We start from the raw sequence: 17,820 nt of genomic DNA on the forward strand, positions 1-17,820 counted from the left end.
ATTGGTACTCTTTATGCAAAAGAAAAGATAGAATCTTCTATTCAACTCCACCTTTTTTCGAAATAAAAAGCATCTAATTCTATTTGAATTAGATGCTTACATTTAGTCCTTAGGCCTAATATTCTAAACTATTTACGCGTTTGTAAATCTTTTTTTATTACGTCCCAGAGTGAATTATCTTGACGCATCGGTTTACCCTCTTCATCCCATTTTATTTTTCCTGTTCCCAATTCATAATTCATCCCTGTCCATGTGTCTTCACGGAATGCATAGAATGATTTATGCCACCCTTTTTGGTTAAAGATAGAAATAAGATCTTGCATGTATTGGGTAGCACCTGGAACAGTACGGTTAATTCCAAACTCCTCTGCAATAATTCGATTAGATGGTACATGATTTTTCTTAGACCATTGTTGGATTGGCTTCAAAAACTTCTCTAATCCCTGCTTATTCCACATTACAGGTTTCTCTAAGTCTCCTACTTTTACTAATCCTGGATATTGATATTCTTTATTTTTCTTTTCACCTTGACTCGTTAATTCATATGGTTCATACATATGAAATGCGTAAAGCGTTTTTTTATCTTTTACTGGCTTTAAGTATTTAAAGGCCCATGGAGTAGCATATAAACCTGAATCTAAAATAACCGGTGTTTCTTGATCTACTTCACGAATGGAATTGATTACCTTTTGATAAAATCTGTTTAAATCCGCTGTCGTTCCCTCCACTTTTGCATACCATTTCTCGTAATCTTCCGTCCAAAAATCATTATATCTATTATTTTTAGCTGTTTCTGGATGTGGTTCATTTATAATATTATAACCAACCACCGCGGGGTGATCTTTTAGTTCCAGAGCGAGGTCCTTCCAAAATTGACTTGCTTGTTCTTGATACTTCTCTTCTTCCCATATTCTGTCGTCATTCTTATTATTATTAAATTGACGCCATCGATCACCAGGTAAGGATAACATTGTAAGAACAACTTTCATTCCTTGTGATTGTGCGGCATCTAAATCCGCCTTTAATTTTTCTAGATCTTCCTTTACTAATCCCTGGTAGTTATCTGCATTACCTATCAGAAAATCCTTTCCAGAAGTATCTGGTTTATCTTCAAATAGAAAATCTTTATCTTTCGCCCATTTATCAGGCGCTAAACGAACATATTCAATATTAGCTTCTTTTGTACTTTTATAGTTTTCAGGTAATGACGTACTATTCATGAAATTAGTACCCTTTCTTTTCGAATCCCAAAAACTAATTTTTGAATCGCTCTTATGATAGGTATCAGCTCTCACATTCATTTCCTGTACTCCAAAACTCATCATGCCTAATAACGCGACAATTGGCAAAATTTTCTTCACAACTTTTCCTTCTTTCTCTTTATATTTTACACACATAGCATACCTTTGTTTTGTTACAGGAATATGGCAATTCCCCAAAAAATCTTTTATGTTTATAAAGTAGAATTTTATTTATACTAAAATAGAGGGAGATAATTACAAAGTTGTTTCATTGTCTAATAAACAAAAAAGGAATCCTTTACGGATTCCTTTTTGCCTTGCACTCTTTTTCAAATAGTGCATCTTTGCACCCAATTTTATTATAACCTATAATTCACATAAAATAAATAAGATTAATTGAAATTCACTTCTATATTTTCATAAAACATCATAATTACTTATAATTTTACAGATAAAATAGCATATTTTTAATACTCATCCCTTGAACATTCCTTTAGTTGTTCCATAGCAATCTTTTGCGCATGTTCCTTACTATCTATCAAAGTCAATCCTTGTGATATATAACTCCAAAATTCATATCCACAATCCTCCATCCACCTATACGCTTCTGTTGTGTAAAGACCATCCTTCCTTTTAATGATTTGAACCTTATAGTTTTTACTTGAAGAAAAAAACTCTTGTATAACTCGCTCCATTTATGCAATATCCCCCTAAAATAAGAGCTAGGCTTTTTCACCTAACCCTACTAATATATTTACCCTTGTTTAATCAATCTCATACGGACATCTTCGTCTGCACTATAAAGTTGTAACATATTTAAATCATAATTTTATACCTGATATCTAAAACTCTCAGTTCTTTGAGTCTTATGACCATTCTCAGTTACGCTTGTTAATTTTAATGTTAATTGTAAAGAAGGTACGTCTAACTCGTATGTTCCTTTCATTAGACTATCTCTACTTGAGAAATCCCCATACTTATAAAAAGCAAATGTCATATCATCTTTTAAATCGAGTATTGTTTTGACTCCTTCTCCTAAATCAATACCATACTTACCTACAATAGACCTTTCATTTTTAATATACCTCGATGTATTAGAATCGTTTATTCCTAACTCTTCATCAGTACCAACTATCCCTTTGAACATACCTGTTTCAGCTTGGCTCTTGTCTAATTCTAATTGACTTGAGTTATGTGAAGATGATTTTGGAACAAAACTTGATGAAACGTCTTCACTAGACGAATCAGAAGAACTTTCTACTTTTTTTGATTCATTCTTTAGTTTTTCAAACACTGGTATCCAAATACGATTACCTTCTGATAGCTTACTGTCTGCCTTTTCAAGTACTTCCTTATCAGCTTCCATTGAGAAGTCTGTTTTCTTGAATACCTTTTCTACTTCTTCAAAAGATTCCCTATACTTACTGACTACTTTAAGGACTTCTTTGTGATCTTCCTTGTATTTAGAAGAGGCATCTATAGACTCTATCTTATCCAGTACTTTCATATAGTCTTTAATGGAAACTAAGACTTCTTTCCTTGATTTACTACCTTTTTGGTAGTATTTTATTGAATCTTTATAAAAACTTAACCGCTTCACTAAATCTTTCTCCATGTCTAACATGTATTGTGGGTATTCCTCTTCTAAAACTCGAATCCTTTAAATATCTTTCTCGTTATCTTTTAAGCTAGCAGACTTTTTATCTTGTTCAGTAGCTTTCGCTTTGCTTCTATCTTTGGTGAACCTTGAGTCGTAGCACAACCACCTAATAATATAAGCGGAATCGCTAATGTGATTAGTTTCTTTGATTTCATACGTCATCCCCCTTTAATAATCGTTGTTATTTTCTTCTCTACTTACCTTTTTAGGATTTAATTTATGAATACGAAATCTACCTTCTGTATCATCACTTAAATTCCTTTCTACTTTCTTCTCTGCTTTACGTTTCGCATCGGAGAAATCTTTGTCTATTTCATCAAAAATTGGTTTCCATGTACTCAGTACGTCTATAATTATATTATTTGCTTTCTCGAATTCTTCAGATAGTTTATTATCATTATATAAAGAATATAAGATTTCACAAGACCAGATAAGCAGAGCCGAAAGCAATAATGGAACCTTCTCATCCTTTTGAATCGCAAGTATTTTTGGTGCCCATTCACCAACTACAACATATAAGAAATTTGCAACTATATATTAACGATTTCGGAAAGATTACTAAATAACGTTATTATTTTTTACTTATGAGTTTTCTCATAGTTTTATTTTTCCGGCAATCTTTCAACTAAATTTATATTACATTAAAATACATAGGAATTAACTTTAATCCCTTTCTTCCTAATTTTTTTTACAATATAAGTTTGCATTTTCACGGTGAAAAGGTTTTATTAAAAATGTAAGTTACCTCGCAAGTTTGTATTTTCACATCTCCCGTGAATTTGAACTTGTTTAATCCTATCTATCTTACCTAATTATTTAAATTCCTCCCTAAAAGAAAAAGGCAGCCACCCTAGGCTGTCTTTTTCTTTTATAAAATACAATAGAATAACAACAAATGTATTTATTGAATAGTAAACAATTATATTGGAGTATTAATCCCAAAATCCGTGTAGTTAAAAATAAAAAGATAAAGGTCCTTCCTCTAGTAAAAATTTAAAAATTAAACTTTAAGAAGGATATAATATTTAAATTAAATTTTGTTACTTTAAATTGTTCTAACTGGTATAATTTATAAGATCATTTAAATTAAGGAGGAACATAAGTAATGTTAGAGGTCGTCAGTGCATTTTTCTTACTAATTCTTTATTCTATTGTTTATCTTTTTTCAAGTGGAGAAACTAAGCAAATTGCAAAAAAAAACATAAAAGAGATTATGAATAGCCCTGATGGAGTAATATTATTAATCCTAGCTCTGGCACTTCTAATCGGTGGGTTATATTTAATATTCGTATGATTATAGACTCCGATAATAAAGTTAACCGACCAAAAACACATAATTGTGAAAAAACTTGATTACAGGAAGAGAAAAATGATTCTGAAAGAAAACGTTTAAGAAAATTTGTATTTTTAATAGGAAACAAATTTCCAAAATTCGAAAACTTAGTTTATGATACTAGTAATCCGAATTGTGATAAAAGTAAAAGGTTTGTAACCCCACATTGAATAATACAAACCTAATAAAAAATGAAAAAATTAAATGCATAAAATCCGTTTCTAAAATAGAAACGGATTTTTAAATTCATAAATCTTTAAGACAATATTTTTGTTATGCTTCTTTCTCTTTTTATAACTATTCTATTTCTTCATGTCGGTAAGGCAATTCAATCTCGCGTAAGATTGGTACCTGAGCACCTGCTGTTTTTAAAAGCGTTTTTACATATACAGTTTGAATTGGTTGGAAAATATCTGTTGAAAAATCAAACTTCTCCATTAGTCCTTCATCAAAGTACAATTCATGTTTTACAGTGTAATCATTAAATGATGGACATCCAACGGGTACTGTTACCTTTGGCGTGTTTACATTTGTAAAACGACGATTTGTTCCTTCTAAAGAGAACTTTGTTGTGAATTCCGCAGTATCTTGGGAATATTCACGGTATTCAACAACGATGTCTTGGAATCCATACATAAAAATTCGTTTGTTATCATGCTTAAACCAGTAAGGTTGTTTTACTTTAATTTGTAATTCTGTTACTTGTCTTCTTGGGAATGAGAATACTAACTTACCAGATTCAACAATCTCTTCTGGAATTTCTGTATTGTTTACCTTTTTAATTGGATAGGTTTCAATACGCCTCCACTCTCCATTTTGATTCTTATATTGAATATCAAGAATACTCATAGAGTACTCCGGAGATGGATGAATAGTAATTGTGTTTGTATAAATGTTATTAGAAATATTTTGTGGAATTTTCACATGAATTAATCCATACACTTCTGTTACGCATTTGTTTTCGTTTGATTCAGATTGACGAACCCAGAATGAGTTCTTATCTCCATCAAATGCTTTAGTAATACCACTAGAATCTACTACATAGAACTTGCGTTGGTTTGTTTCTTCATCAATTGGCTCTACATCTGAGGACTCAAATACACTTACTTCTAGGTTGCTAGGTAATATGTATTCCCCTAAGTCATTCTTATAAGCAATCTTATCATGAGATCTAACAACAACTGGGGTAACAATTCCGTGAAGTGTATCTATATTAATGGGATTATTTGCATTTGAGGAAATAATATTGCTTGCATGATAGAAGGATCGAGTTAGGATACTCTCCCCGTCTACACTGTTATTTTGGTAATCCTTTTCTAGCTCATATACCCGTCCTTCTAACTTCTTTAGACGGTTTTGTAAGAAGTAATTTTCACGTAAAATATGATCCATATTTTCAGAGATTGTGCCATCATGACTATTAACAATATCAAACAAATTTGTAATATCAGTCTGGATGTCATTACGTAGTTTATTAAACTCTTCAGAAGAGCTAGGCCCCTTGTTTAGATTCGGATTTCTTAATGTAATCGGGCGCATGTACTCACCTTCCCTATCGTATCGAATTAATTTTTTCTTCTAGTTCATCAACATTTGGTTTAATAACCATGTCGATAGATGAAGCTTGAATTGGTGTTTCATTAAAGTAATATATCTCAAGATCTTTTATTTCAACATTTTCAGCCTTTAACTCTTTCGGTTTTTCATGAACGTTTATATTAATTGATACCGATTCAGCATATTGGAAACGTAACACGTAATCGATAGTGATAAATTCATTACTTTTCGCTAAAGGAACCTTCCTTGTGTCACCATTCTTATCTGGTCCCATACGCATATTGTTCGAACCAAAGGAAAAGTCTGAAGCACCACCTGTACTTCTTACCTTCATTCGAATATAAAGCTTGTCTCCTGGTTCTACATAAAGAGTACTAAACATTCCTACTGGATCTAGCAATCCATTTGAAGAGAGCTTAATTGCGTCACTCACTGCTGTTTTTGTACAGCCATTTAAAGGGCTCCAACTATCTAATTCAGGAATAGGAACTGTTCGTGAGTAATCAATTTTTTGAAGTGTGGAAGCCGTAAATAAACTCGACTTCCCTACTTCCCGATCACCTGTCATGATAGAAATGAAATTATTGTACATTTCTTTTTTGTGTCCATCTTTATGTGTTGCTTCATTTCCTTCTGTAATGTTTCCTAATAATAAAAGGTCGTGGGCAGATTCAAGAACAAAATTCGTATATTGGGAAAGCTCAGTAACACCACGGTAACGAGCATTGGCTTTATGGAAAGAAGGTTTATATTTCTTTTCTATTTTCATCTCTTTGCCATCCCTTTCATTTATTTAAGCTTTAGATAGGTATTTTTCTTTAATACAGTTTTGTAAATTACCAACACATACGTTTTGTCATTTCTAATTGGGACAGTACTTACCTATTTTTATTCTGAGACTTGTAACAAGTATGTCTTAGCATTTCTTTACCCATTGATAACTCTTCACTAACTAAATTGTAATGTATATCGACGTAATACAGGTGTTGTATACTGCCCTACTGAGAATTGTTTCATAACGATTTTTAATTGAATATTTCGGTGCTCTACTTCATCCACATAGTCATAGTAAAAATCATATGTTACACCCGGTAGTGAATGATTAACCACAATATAAACCTTTCCATCTTTCTCATAAAGGGCGTACTTAGACCAATCGTTGTTCTTTGTGTTATATCGTAAGTCGAATACAGATACCTTTTCCAGGAACTGACTTGAAGAATAACAATGAGTACTTACACGAATCGGATCAAATCCTAAATCAATCGTACAGTCCTTATTCAAATTCTGTACATACACCAACACAGTTAGATCATTCCATCCCTGTTTAAATTTGTAGTTTACATTAGTTTGAGAAGAAGGGATTCCTTCAAATAACTTTTCTCCATTTAAGAAGATGGCAATCGGTTCTGTAGATGATGGGATTGTAGAAAGCACTTGTTCTTTTCCTTCATAGAAAATACCCATTCCATAATACAGTTGCGTATGTTGTGTGAATTGTTCATCTTGTAAAATCAGTCCTCGATTCCCTTCCTTGATTGGTATTACATTTCGAACGATATCATTTGATGGCTTCTTCCAATCATCGAGAGAAGGGATATGGGTTTCACCAAAATTCTCGACTGTCTTCTGAACACTCCAAGCATCTTTACCCATATATAAACGCTCTGTTCGCGGAACGATTTTACGCTTCTCAATAGAACCTAATGAGTAGAATGCAACTCCATTTGCTTGCAGTTCAATAATCTCAGATTCTTGGCCACCGATATTCTTTCTAATGCCCAAGTTTGTTGGACTAGCATGAACAACATATTTAAAATCAATTAGGTTAGGCGCTTGTGCAGTATCCCTGTTAACAGGAGAAATCTGTTTCCAACTCTCTTCCCTATCATCTACTCGTACAAAGTACTCGATATCCGTACCGTCCGGAATCTCTTCTTCTGTAACCAATGATACTTTCCCAATAGAGAATGTCTCATCTGTTTTTGGCGTAAGAAATTTTGTAACAACCTCTCCTCTTTCTGGATAACTTAATTGGAAAAATTGAATTTTTTTAACTCCAAACAAGTACTGATATGAATAACCTTCAGGATGGACAATTTCTTTATCACTTTCCTGTTTGCGAATCCAAATTCGCATATTCTTCATTTCTGTTGTCGGGAAATAAAAAGATACATTATTCCCCGTCTGCTTACCATCTGGATAATATGGTAAGTGGAAATAATTCAGTTCATCTAGCGTGAATTCAATATACACAGTAGCACTTTTAATTGTATGTAGGCTTAAATCAATTCGATTCAATACCTGTTTATCATTAAATTTGATATCTAGATATCCATCAGCTGGCCCTTCCGTTTTAGACAACCATACTTCTTGGAATGTTTCATTTGTATTTACATTTAATGCTTGTTCAATCTTCCCTGAAATGGGAATCTTCTTAAATGTACTTACAGAACTCTTTGGCATAACGAACTTAATTTCACTAGCAGGATTAATTACAAATGAGGTATTCTCCTGTTTTTTAAGTGTTATTTGATGATTTTTTATATCGATAGATACATTGTCTTCTGAATCAATTTTAGATAGATCATCCAATGTATCAAAGATACTAGCTAAGTAACCTGTCTTTCCATATAGCAAAATTTTCTCTTTTAATTCCGATTCTAATCTTCTAGCTTCATACTCTAATCGATTCTTTTCTACTTCAAACCAATGAAACTTTCCCTTTAGCTGGTTATGAACAGCAATTGTATTTTCGTAAAGAATCATCAAATCTTTTTGAATTTTTCCAACAACTTCATTAAAAAAATCAGACTCAGCTAATTCACCATTACGAATACGCTTAAATGTATACTCAGGAGCACTTAATTCTTGATCTCTTAATAGTTTATTTAAACGAGAAGCGAATTCCTTGGATGTAGGAAGATTTCCCTTTCTCAGTTCTTCTTGAAGGATTTGGTTTACCGCTACAGTAAAACGTTTTTGACGAATATTGATAGACATCCCCTACACCCCTTTCTGTTCGGTAAGAATTTTTAAAGCGAAGTCTTCAACGAGTGGTGTTGTATGAAGAAGAGGTATTTCATCTTCTGTTGTTTTCTCCGGTCTCTTCATAATGATTTTTAACCTTACTTGCTTTGGAAGTTCTTTTAATTGAAGGTTTTGTTTGTAAAGAGCAAACGCATTTTCAATATCAGATTCGTTATCATTAACTGAAAGCACCTTTGCAGGGAACTTATCGTTTACTGGTTGCTGATGTTGTGGGGAGATTCTATGCCAGTCTATATCATCGAAAGAAACAAAGTATTGAATCCAATCATTGGATTCACTTACCTTCTCTTTGTATATAGCAGGAACTTTTTCATTTGCATATAGAAGTACTTTCTTAATACCATCTTCAAATAGAAATGGTTTGCTAATATATTCACTCGTTTCAGCGAATTCGAAACTCATAATGTCGATGTCTCGAACTCCTATAGCGTAACGCCAACCTTCAACAGCTTCTAATACCTTTTTAATCTCATAGTCGCTATTAATAGTATGGATGCCGTATTTTTCATCAACAATATTACTAGGCACCTCCTGTTTGCGAATACGTGTAAATGAAGTAGAATCTTTTTTTCTTCTATAGAATGCTTCTTGTCCTAATAATTCTTTATAAGAATTTGGTTGTTCTAGTACGAATTCAATATATTTTGCTTCTCTTGATGGGAAGCTCCAAACACCTTGGCCAGAAAATTTTGTTTTAGCAAAGTTTTCACTACCATCGAATAAATCCTCAGCTCGATAGCTTTGAGGTGTTTTATTGATTTCTTGGTTTAATACAAATTGGTCTTTTTCGAAAAGACCTTGGTATTCAATACCGTCATTAGACGTTCGAATAGAATATACATTAACTGTACCTGGGCTACCTGCAGCATGATAAGGATTTAAATTAATCCAGTTGATTGTCTCGTTCTTAGGTAATTGAACAACAATCTTTACACGTAGTAAGTCACCATGTTCCTTTCCCTTTGCCCATTCAACGTCGTAATAGAATGATTGTTTCTTATAACTTTCTGGGATATTTACCATTTCATATTCAAATACAGTATCCGGGTTTCCGTCGATTAATGCTTTTGGATCATCATTCTTAATTTGAGAAGAAACATACTGGTAATTTTCGAAATCTGAATCTGATTGAACTTTACGAGATAGAAAATAAGTTCCTGCAATTCCATTACCTTGAATAGCTCGAACTTTACTTCCTATGCTTCTATTTAAAGCATTTGTACGACGCAGTGTTAATACGCCTTCTTGTGTATGAATCATGCTTCTGTTCTCTACTGGAGTTAAAGCAGAATCCACATTATCGTAATTCGTAAACGATTCTTTTAAATAAACCGTGTTAGGGGTTGTTTCTTCAGTTAACATTTGAAGGTCTGATACGACCCCATTAATACTGCGCACGATAGATAAGATTCTATCTTTCTCACTCTGAGAATAATTAAAATAATCTACCAGGTATGTAGCAATGGTATTTAGTTCTGAGAATAAGATACCTAAGTCTTTCTCCATTTCCTTGTTGTTATCATAGTAATCCTCAAGAAAAGGTAGTTCTCCATACACAACTTTACGTGCCTGGAATAAAGGCTTACCTATACAAGATTGATACCTGTAAAAGATTTCATCTGCTAATTGAGATACTTCTTCTTTTGTAGCAGAACTACTTAATCGTATTTTCGCTTGCTCCAAAAGATATTCTCTTTGTTTCTCTAATATTTTAGATTCAATAACAGGGGCATTCATTCTTGCACCTCCCTACTTCATGACTTTAAATTTTAATTGGTAACTATCGACCATTGGCGTTACTACTAGTTCATCACCAACGTTTTTACGCAAAATAACTTTTAATCGAAAGTTTGTCACTAAGTAATCGTAGTGTACAACCACTGTAGCATTACCATGATTTGTTGCTTCATTATAATAAAGGTCCGATCGATTAAAGCTTTCTGTGAAAATAAGTTTATTCTTCTCTTGCTTATACTCAAATGTATTGTAAACAGAATCCGGAACAATGCTGTACTTATTTAAAAACACATCTTTGTTAGTTTTATAATCTGTACGGTTTTTTGTTGTAAATTCATTTTTGCTTGAATAAGAGATTGGGAAGAACTCTTTTTGTGTCTTTCCCCCTTCTACTACAATTGAACCATTCGTTAGAAATACATCAATTGGTCTGTAATCACTTGTATTCGGATCATAACTCTCTTCACTGTTCACTTGTTTATAATCAACATATGGATACTTAGACAGCTTAATTGTATTGTTATAATCAGTTCCATTTGGGAAAGACTCCACTTTACGAACCCTTTTAGAAAATCGATCTCCTACCTTAACTGTCCAAGGGTCAAATAAGTTTGCGTTTGGTACATAATCAATAGTGTAAATTGAACTATTATCATGAGGCACAGCCAACTGAATAGCAGCTCCTCTTTCTGTAAAGTACCAGTCACTCCTATTCATTAAAATATTATTGCGGTATACTCTTGTATTATCTTCATCACTAATGTCTGCATGGAATCGAAGTCCCGCACTTGAGCCACGGAAGAATAGCTTTTCACACTTCACATTCCTTGTACCTTCAGGAAGGATTGAAACCCAATCATTAAGTGAAGGATTTTCTTCTAATGAGATGTAGTATTCAATAGAAGTGACTCGATCTGTTGCCATCCCATTTAGCTCATTAAACAGCGGATGGTCTTCAAAGGTAGATAATGAAACCTCTACAATATTCCCCTCTACTTCAATTGGTTTTGTAACAAAAATTCCAGCTTGTTCATACAGAGAATGATTTAATTGAATGTTCTTTATTCCATACTGGTAAACATATTCTGTTGAACTATTTGTACGATTACTTGAACCAATTCCTTCTACGATTGGAGGAAGCGGTCCAGGTGTTGTGCTACTTGTAGTACTTTGACTTTGTAGTAAAGTTGTTTTTGGTTTACTTGCACTTTCAAAACTGTTAACCATCTAAATCCTCCTTTCTATCGTTGTTGGCTATCTAAAGATTTTTTTGCTTGTTCAAAATCACTACGGTATAAATTCATAGGGTCCGATGAAATAGATGAGTGACTTACATTAATGTTTTGGTAACTATCTAAGATTTCTTGATGCAGCTGAATACCAGATTTAGAAGAGAATAATTGGTCTACATATTCTCCAACTGCAGACTCATAAATAGATTGGCTTCTTGTTGAAGCTTGATCCCATAGCTCTGCTTTCATTACTTCTTCTTCCTTCATTGTTTGGTCTAGTAATGTGTAAGACTCTTGCTTAATGATTAAATAGAATGTCTTTGCAAATACAGGAGAGAAATGGAGATAGATCGATTCATTTGTTTGAACTGCTCTTGAAAGAGGAATTTCGTAAGTAGTCGATTCTTCATTCTGGTCAACTTGATACATCAATGAAAGTAACTCGATTGGATACTCTGTAAAGAAATCAATGAACAAATGATTTACGGTTTTAGGCTTGTCTAACGTGATTTTTAGCTTGGCCATAACACCTTTTCCGCTGACCTTTTCTGTTTCATCTACTACATCTGTTTCTAACGCGGAGAAGAAATTATAAAACTCATTTACTTCTTTAAGGGCGATTTCCGTTAAATCAATATAGGTCAAGCTAGTACCTGTAAAGTCTGTTTCAAAATCATACCCATATGAAACAATTTTCTTTCCCGCGAATTCCCAAGAATAAGGATAGTATTCGATTTTATAAAGTAATCGTTTTAATACTTCCGTTAATCTTGGTCCAGCTTCTACAATCGGGCGATCATCAAGCTCAGCATGTTCATAATCACTATTAGGAGCAACTAGATAGATACTAAAATGCTCTTGTCGATTGTATGGGTGCATAAATGTCATTTCCCATAGTCCTTCAAATTCAGATATGGATAATGAATAATGTTGTTCAATATAAATGGGAGTAGGCATTCTCTTTCCTCCTTTCTATAGTTTTTTTATTTCCGTATAAGTAGGTGCATTCGTTTTAACTGCTTGCGCCCAATACGTTTCAAGTGAATCATCTATTGCATGTTCCAATGGATGGTTTTTATCTGAAATGCTATTTGGTGCTTGATACATAACTTCAATCTTTGCAGTTGTCGCCCCATTTGAATTTTGCATTGTGTTCTCCACTTCTCTGATAGGTAGTGATAAATAGTGTTGATGAAAACTACGATTCAATGATGCGCTTTGTAAAGATTTACCGTCGCGGTCTAAGAATAAATGTGCATATTGATCATGATCTGTTTCCATGTACAAACTCTTTTCTTTTTCTTCAAAACCGTATGTCTTTACGACTAAACCATCTTCTCCTTTTGCTTTTAGGTTTAATTCCTCAACACGAGTAGAAAGTGAGTCCACTTCTCTTTTTACATCATCTAATGTTCCTCGAAGAATTCTGTCGTAATTCGCAATTACTTTCTCAATAATAAGATGTGAGTTATAAAGTCTCTTTAAATCCAAAGCTACATTCGAGTGAATTTGGTTAAAATGTTCGGCATCTACTTTTTCACCCGTTGTCGTAAGAGTCGTAACCTTTTCTTTTCTATTTGCAAGTTGTTGAATAAGTGCTTCGAACTCTTCTTTTGTTATGACTTTTACATCAAACAAATCCATATTTTCTTGTAATAGCTGCTCTACTTCTTTACGATCATAATTAGGTAGAACAGATAAATAATTATTCAAATATTCCATGCCTACACCTCCTTATGTTGGATATAAACCCAAGGACCTGCCTGTTCACTATATCGATTTCGTATCCGAATAGCAGGACAAGCACTATCGATGGTTGTTTGTTGAATATAAATCCATTCTCCTTTTTCGTTTCTTATTCTCATAGGAGATTTACCTATCTCTAAAGCAGAAGCTAAGATTGCTTCAATTCTTCCATATTGCATTTCGCTGTAATGAAAATGTCCATATTGATTTGTCTTAGTGATTCGTTTCATAACAGGTTCCGCTTTCACTTGGAATGCATTTGCTTTTGGAGTTTCCTGTCTGGTCTCTTCTTGAATATAAACCCAAGGGGATTTTTCGTCTGTTGTAATAGAACGAATTCGGATTCGTACCTGTGTCATTCAGAAACACCTCCAAAATATAATAAGAGGGAGCTATTGCTCCCTCATGAACGTAACCATTCGTATATGACCAGTCAATATATAAGTTATTGTTATGCTACGACTTCAGTTTCTACTATTTCTTTTGTCGGAACCGCAGGTGGCGCAGGGGGTGCTGCATGTCGCATCATTTCTTCCTGAAGCTGCTGCTCTTCGATAGCTTTTTGTTTTAGAAGTGTTTTATATTTAACATTTTCACTGATTAACGTAGTAATTGTTGCTTCATATTCTTTGATTAGTAGATTTACATCTAAATTTGTTGTATTCCCTTGTTGATTCATTTTGTCTTTCCTCCTATTGAATATTTGGAACATATTATTTTCTGAACAAATCATAAGGACTACTTATTAAAATATCAAGCTAGTTGTGTTGGTTTTTCGTCCCACTGAATAGCATTTACTTCTTCAATAGTTGTACATGCCTCTATTCGTGGCTGAAGTACATTTCTTAGTTTAGATATTTTCGCATCCTTTTCTTGGTACGCTACAAATGCAACACTCATAAACTGCTCTCTATTTAAAGTAACTCTATGGGGTGTATCACCTTTCCATGCAGTCCACTCAACTTCTGTCATAAGACCTTCATTAAATAATGCTAAACTACCAATGAAATTAGACTGTGCTTCTGTATCAAAAGAGAATGTATATGTCTCTGAGCCAACAGAAGCATCAAAGTAGCCTAAGATATCTTTATTGCATGCATCATTTAGTTGATTAAATTTAACTGCCTTAACATCCTTTAAAACAACTTCCATATCTGCACCCTCAACCCACTCATTTAAAGTTTTATCAAATCGGGGTTTGTAATAACTTTCTTTCCAGCAAAACTTAATAATTCTTCTTCCTGCAGATAAAGCTTTTTCTATTTTGTCCTCTGACATTAAGTAGTGCTCAATCACATAACCTTCCTCATCTACTTCCCAACATGGTAATCCCATATCTATAGAGGTAAGTGGAAAATCATTAACAGGTTCTTCTATAATAGGCTCCCCTATAATTCCTACTTCACCTACGACTTCAATATTTTCTAAACTTCCCATAAACAACCCCCCCTTTTTATTGTCGAGCTAGAAACCTAACTCCATTTAGAGAACAGAACTCATGAGCGCCACCCTGCATTACAACAGTTCCATCTGCATTTATATCAAGACGGGAGTTACCATTAACACCATTAATAGCATTAAAGATAAGTGTTGTTTTTGGTCTAAATCCAGTAGGCAATTGAAATGCAGACCCAGTAGTACCGCTATTACCTCTTAACAATCCCTGTAACACAACAAATCCTGCAACGTCTTTTGTATAAGCAACCGGACCAAAGGCACCGTAATCCTGCCAACCATTCGTGAATGCTGTAACTTGTGTAAATGGCCTACTTGTTGCTTCCGTGTATCCACCACCATTCGCACCAGTCCAAACTATTAAAGGAATAGAACCATTTTTATCGCTCACACTCCAGGAAGCATCGGTTGAATGTGTAGCTGCATCTCTAACCTTGATGTTCCCAAATGAATCCATCATCATTCCTGATGCGTTTAAGAAGTAAATTCCTCTACCTCCAGCAATATTAAGGTTTCCATAGTTTGTTACGTTACCAGCACCGTCTACTTTCCACCTAACAACATCACCAGTTCCGTGAATTTCCAATCCATTATCTGCGCCAGCACCTGTTCCACCAGTACGAAGTCTTGCGATATTATTAAGGAAGTTTAATGAGATTGATGCTGCGGTATTACCAGGGTTAGTTGCAGCAAAACCACCTGTTGCAGCAACTTCACCGTTTGCTCTTACCGTAGCTCTTCTTGCACCATTTCGAGCGAACTGTAAATCCCCTGTAGCGTTTGAAAGATTATCTGGTGAAACTACAATTTTCCAATTGTTTGTAGGGTCTTTCCATTCTATCCCTTCTCCACCACCTGGATCAGTGATTGTAATATGGTTTACGTTTTCGATGTTCGTATTACCCATGTCAATTATTCCACCAACAATTAAGTTTCCAGTAATTTTTACATTACCACCAACATAAAGTTTTTCCGTAGTTCCTGCAAAACCATTAATACCTACCCCTCTTTGACGGATAGATAATGCAGGTGTAAATGTAGGAATAGTAACTTTTAGGGTAACATCATTTGAACCATTTAATATGTAACCTATTGAATCACGAACTACAACAGAAATTGTCGCAGTATACGAATCAGCAAGAGTTGTACTACTTGTTACTGTGTAAGACTCTGTTCCGGAAGTTATAGCTGAAGTTCCTTTTGTATATCCTGATGGCATTGTTGAGGTATTTGTAGCTCCTGCTAATGAAGTATTAGGAGTAATACTAACTTTGAAGGTTGCTTTACCAACTATACGAGATAGTTCACTTGAAGTAACACTTGGTTTTTTGTAGTAGTGAAGATCTACTTTTTGGGTTTTTGCAGACAGTTTCGATGCGTTACCTATTGTTTTAGCTTCTATAAAGAAGGAAACATTTTTCTTACTAGTTAATAAACCGACTTCAGTGTGGTTGAGAGTTGCTGTAGTTGCGGCAGTAACAATACCTGTATTTTTAAGAACCCATAATGCTTCTCCTTCTTCCATTATTATGTCATAGCTACAATTTCGGCCAAGCATGTCCTTAATTGAGCCGGCAATCGAAAGTGAAAGTGGTTTATATTCAGGGAAGATATAGTTTACTGAATTTATTGAGTAGTAAGAAGTGGCTGCTATAGATACACTAGGAGTTCCATTTACAGGAGCGTCTATTCCTAAATTGAGTGGAATAGCTACTGTTTCAGTTCTCGATGAACCTTTACCATTTGTAGCAGTTACCTGTAAATCAATGGTTCCTTTGTAGGGGTTATTATCTGAATGGGCAGCCCCATTTAATGCTGCGGCCTTTAGATTGTCTAACGTCATATAAGTACCGCCCGTACCATTGTTTGCATTGATTGTAATGTTCCCTGGAGAAACATTAGTAGTTCCATTAATAGTTGTGTACTTACTTGATATCCCACTAATGGTGTAACTTATTGAAGAACCCAAATTGTCAGAAGCAGCTCCAAGTGTTACAACAAAGGTTCTTGTATTGTAAGTAACATTAGCACTAGAAGTTAATGACGGTGATTTTAATTCATTTTTATTTACTGTTGGAGAGTAAATAAACCCAGACATCATTTCGTCTGTTCCTACACGGTTCTTTGCCAGCACAGCATATCGAACCGAGTTTGCACCTGCTCCTGGAGCATCATTAATAGACGTACCACTTATAGCACTATTTACGATGGTCCAGTTTTGACCATTAATACTTCTTTGTAGCTCATAAACAAGAGTTCCGTTTGCACCTGATGCGCTTGGCCAGCTAATATTAAAAGAGCCTGTCCCAAGATTTTCTCTATAATAAGAAGAAACCACTGTTGAACCATCCCTAATGGTAACAGAGCCACCTAATGAGGGAGTCGTAGCATAAACGGAAACAGGTACGGTTCCTGATTTACCTCCGACATAACCTGTTGTACTACTTGATGTTCCACCAAGTTGTGACGTTGCTGAGAATGTGTATGACAAGCTAGATGTTGCCGCTGATATTCCAGATACAGTTACGCTGATTGTGCTAAATTTAGCTCCTGCCCCTTTTGGGAATTTACCTAAAGCAGCAAAAGAAGCAGTAGTACCACCTATATTAATCTTAGGATAAACAAGTGCGTTAAAATAATCGTAAGTTTGGTTATCTAACCTAGCCCAACATGTAAAGCTATATGTAACTGAATTTGCAGAACGACTTGTCTGTTCTGCATAAACTGTATAAAGCATGGTCGGGTATGAACCCGACGCCAACGCTGAAAATAACTCCATATGTTTTACTCCTCTCTTAATTTATTTAT

The 17,820-nt window shown here is 34.3% G+C and carries 17 protein-coding genes; 1 reads left to right on the forward strand and 16 read right to left on the reverse strand.

The window, feature by feature from the left end:
• Window positions 1-128: 128 nt before the first annotated feature.
• From ACTL4X_RS17490 to ACTL4X_RS17510, 5 genes are all read right to left on the reverse strand, one after another.
• Window positions 129-1,397, reverse strand: a complete 1,269-nt coding sequence (locus tag ACTL4X_RS17490) for a glycoside hydrolase family 5 protein (RefSeq protein WP_240835031.1) — start codon at window positions 1,395-1,397, stop codon at window positions 129-131.
• Window positions 1,398-1,708: 311 nt separating this feature from the next.
• A complete protein-coding gene (locus ACTL4X_RS17495; RefSeq protein ID WP_048538663.1) occupies window positions 1,709-1,936 on the reverse strand; it encodes a hypothetical protein in 228 nt (75 codons plus the stop codon).
• 134 nt (window positions 1,937-2,070) lie between these two features.
• Window positions 2,071-2,856 carry a DUF3994 domain-containing protein gene (locus ACTL4X_RS17500; protein ID WP_225989744.1) on the reverse strand — a complete coding sequence of 262 codons (786 nt, stop codon included), beginning with the start codon at window positions 2,854-2,856 and terminating at the stop codon, window positions 2,071-2,073.
• 68 nt (window positions 2,857-2,924) lie between these two features.
• Window positions 2,925-3,056, reverse strand: a complete 132-nt coding sequence (locus tag ACTL4X_RS17505) for a hypothetical protein (RefSeq protein ID WP_260631956.1) — start codon at window positions 3,054-3,056, stop codon at window positions 2,925-2,927.
• A gap of 13 nt (window positions 3,057-3,069) precedes the next feature.
• The gene (locus ACTL4X_RS17510; RefSeq protein ID WP_151639769.1) at window positions 3,070-3,351 is read right to left on the reverse strand and encodes a hypothetical protein; all 282 of its coding nucleotides are present in this window, start codon (window positions 3,349-3,351) and stop codon (window positions 3,070-3,072) included.
• A 655-nt stretch (window positions 3,352-4,006) separates the two neighbouring features.
• Here ACTL4X_RS17510 and ACTL4X_RS17515 point away from each other — a divergent pair.
• Window positions 4,007-4,195 carry a hypothetical protein gene (locus tag ACTL4X_RS17515; protein ID WP_050822026.1) on the forward strand — a complete coding sequence of 63 codons (189 nt, stop codon included), beginning with the start codon at window positions 4,007-4,009 and terminating at the stop codon, window positions 4,193-4,195.
• A 336-nt stretch (window positions 4,196-4,531) separates the two neighbouring features.
• On the opposite strand, the gene ACTL4X_RS17520 is transcribed toward ACTL4X_RS17515, so the two are convergent.
• From ACTL4X_RS17520 to ACTL4X_RS17570, 11 genes are all read right to left on the reverse strand, one after another.
• A complete protein-coding gene (locus ACTL4X_RS17520; protein ID WP_086401375.1) occupies window positions 4,532-5,773 on the reverse strand; it encodes a hypothetical protein in 1,242 nt (413 codons plus the stop codon).
• Between the two features lie 13 nt (window positions 5,774-5,786).
• Complete coding sequence (locus tag ACTL4X_RS17525; protein WP_000687646.1) at window positions 5,787-6,560, reverse strand: hypothetical protein; 774 nt, start codon at window positions 6,558-6,560, stop codon at window positions 5,787-5,789.
• A 179-nt stretch (window positions 6,561-6,739) separates the two neighbouring features.
• The gene (locus ACTL4X_RS17530) at window positions 6,740-8,794 is read right to left on the reverse strand and encodes a hypothetical protein (RefSeq protein WP_086401376.1); all 2,055 of its coding nucleotides are present in this window, start codon (window positions 8,792-8,794) and stop codon (window positions 6,740-6,742) included.
• Window positions 8,795-8,797: 3 nt separating this feature from the next.
• On the reverse strand, window positions 8,798-10,579 hold the full coding sequence (locus ACTL4X_RS17535) for a hypothetical protein (RefSeq protein WP_000993511.1): 1,782 nt from the start codon (window positions 10,577-10,579) through the stop codon (window positions 8,798-8,800).
• A 12-nt stretch (window positions 10,580-10,591) separates the two neighbouring features.
• On the reverse strand, window positions 10,592-11,806 hold the full coding sequence (locus ACTL4X_RS17540; RefSeq protein ID WP_000248228.1) for a hypothetical protein: 1,215 nt from the start codon (window positions 11,804-11,806) through the stop codon (window positions 10,592-10,594).
• Window positions 11,807-11,820: 14 nt separating this feature from the next.
• A complete protein-coding gene (locus ACTL4X_RS17545; protein ID WP_001142990.1) occupies window positions 11,821-12,768 on the reverse strand; it encodes a hypothetical protein in 948 nt (315 codons plus the stop codon).
• A 15-nt stretch (window positions 12,769-12,783) separates the two neighbouring features.
• Window positions 12,784-13,533, reverse strand: coding sequence for a hypothetical protein (locus ACTL4X_RS17550; protein ID WP_000456149.1), 750 nt, complete (start codon window positions 13,531-13,533; stop codon window positions 12,784-12,786).
• Window positions 13,534-13,535: 2 nt separating this feature from the next.
• Complete coding sequence (locus tag ACTL4X_RS17555; protein WP_000195545.1) at window positions 13,536-13,916, reverse strand: hypothetical protein; 381 nt, start codon at window positions 13,914-13,916, stop codon at window positions 13,536-13,538.
• Between the two features lie 92 nt (window positions 13,917-14,008).
• Window positions 14,009-14,236, reverse strand: a complete 228-nt coding sequence (locus ACTL4X_RS17560; protein ID WP_001075733.1) for a hypothetical protein — start codon at window positions 14,234-14,236, stop codon at window positions 14,009-14,011.
• A gap of 74 nt (window positions 14,237-14,310) precedes the next feature.
• On the reverse strand, window positions 14,311-14,994 hold the full coding sequence (locus tag ACTL4X_RS17565) for a DUF4376 domain-containing protein (protein ID WP_000535029.1): 684 nt from the start codon (window positions 14,992-14,994) through the stop codon (window positions 14,311-14,313).
• Window positions 14,995-15,010: 16 nt separating this feature from the next.
• The gene (locus ACTL4X_RS17570) at window positions 15,011-17,791 is read right to left on the reverse strand and encodes a beta strand repeat-containing protein (protein ID WP_012593301.1); all 2,781 of its coding nucleotides are present in this window, start codon (window positions 17,789-17,791) and stop codon (window positions 15,011-15,013) included.
• Window positions 17,792-17,820: the final 29 nt, after the last annotated feature.

Source organism: Bacillus sp. RE35 (genome assembly GCF_052146655.1).
GTDB classification, from domain to species: Bacteria; Bacillota; Bacilli; order Bacillales; family Bacillaceae_G; genus Bacillus_A; species Bacillus_A cereus.

Excerpts from the sequence above, each read along its gene's own strand:
- ACTL4X_RS17540 (WP_000248228.1), bottom strand. The coding sequence starts at position 11,806 with ATGGTTAACAGTTTTGAAAGTGCAAGTAAACCAAAAACAACTTTACTA.
- ACTL4X_RS17520 (WP_086401375.1), bottom strand. The coding sequence starts at position 5,773 with ATGCGCCCGATTACATTAAGAAATCCGAATCTAAACAAGGGGCCTAGC.
- ACTL4X_RS17515 (WP_050822026.1), top strand. The coding sequence starts at position 4,007 with ATGTTAGAGGTCGTCAGTGCATTTTTCTTACTAATTCTTTATTCTATT.
- ACTL4X_RS17565 (WP_000535029.1), bottom strand. The coding sequence starts at position 14,994 with ATGGGAAGTTTAGAAAATATTGAAGTCGTAGGTGAAGTAGGAATTATA.
- ACTL4X_RS17500 (WP_225989744.1), bottom strand. The coding sequence starts at position 2,856 with ATGGAGAAAGATTTAGTGAAGCGGTTAAGTTTTTATAAAGATTCAATA.
- ACTL4X_RS17560 (WP_001075733.1), bottom strand. The coding sequence starts at position 14,236 with ATGAATCAACAAGGGAATACAACAAATTTAGATGTAAATCTACTAATC.
- ACTL4X_RS17535 (WP_000993511.1), bottom strand. The coding sequence starts at position 10,579 with ATGAATGCCCCTGTTATTGAATCTAAAATATTAGAGAAACAAAGAGAA.
- ACTL4X_RS17545 (WP_001142990.1), bottom strand. The coding sequence starts at position 12,768 with ATGCCTACTCCCATTTATATTGAACAACATTATTCATTATCCATATCT.
- ACTL4X_RS17490 (WP_240835031.1), bottom strand. The coding sequence starts at position 1,397 with ATGTGTGTAAAATATAAAGAGAAAGAAGGAAAAGTTGTGAAGAAAATT.
- ACTL4X_RS17550 (WP_000456149.1), bottom strand. The coding sequence starts at position 13,533 with ATGGAATATTTGAATAATTATTTATCTGTTCTACCTAATTATGATCGT.
- ACTL4X_RS17505 (WP_260631956.1), bottom strand. The coding sequence starts at position 3,056 with ATGAAATCAAAGAAACTAATCACATTAGCGATTCCGCTTATATTATTA.
- ACTL4X_RS17495 (WP_048538663.1), bottom strand. The coding sequence starts at position 1,936 with ATGGAGCGAGTTATACAAGAGTTTTTTTCTTCAAGTAAAAACTATAAG.
- ACTL4X_RS17530 (WP_086401376.1), bottom strand. The coding sequence starts at position 8,794 with ATGTCTATCAATATTCGTCAAAAACGTTTTACTGTAGCGGTAAACCAA.
- ACTL4X_RS17570 (WP_012593301.1), bottom strand. The coding sequence starts at position 17,791 with ATGGAGTTATTTTCAGCGTTGGCGTCGGGTTCATACCCGACCATGCTT.
- ACTL4X_RS17525 (WP_000687646.1), bottom strand. The coding sequence starts at position 6,560 with ATGAAAATAGAAAAGAAATATAAACCTTCTTTCCATAAAGCCAATGCT.
- ACTL4X_RS17555 (WP_000195545.1), bottom strand. The coding sequence starts at position 13,916 with ATGACACAGGTACGAATCCGAATTCGTTCTATTACAACAGACGAAAAA.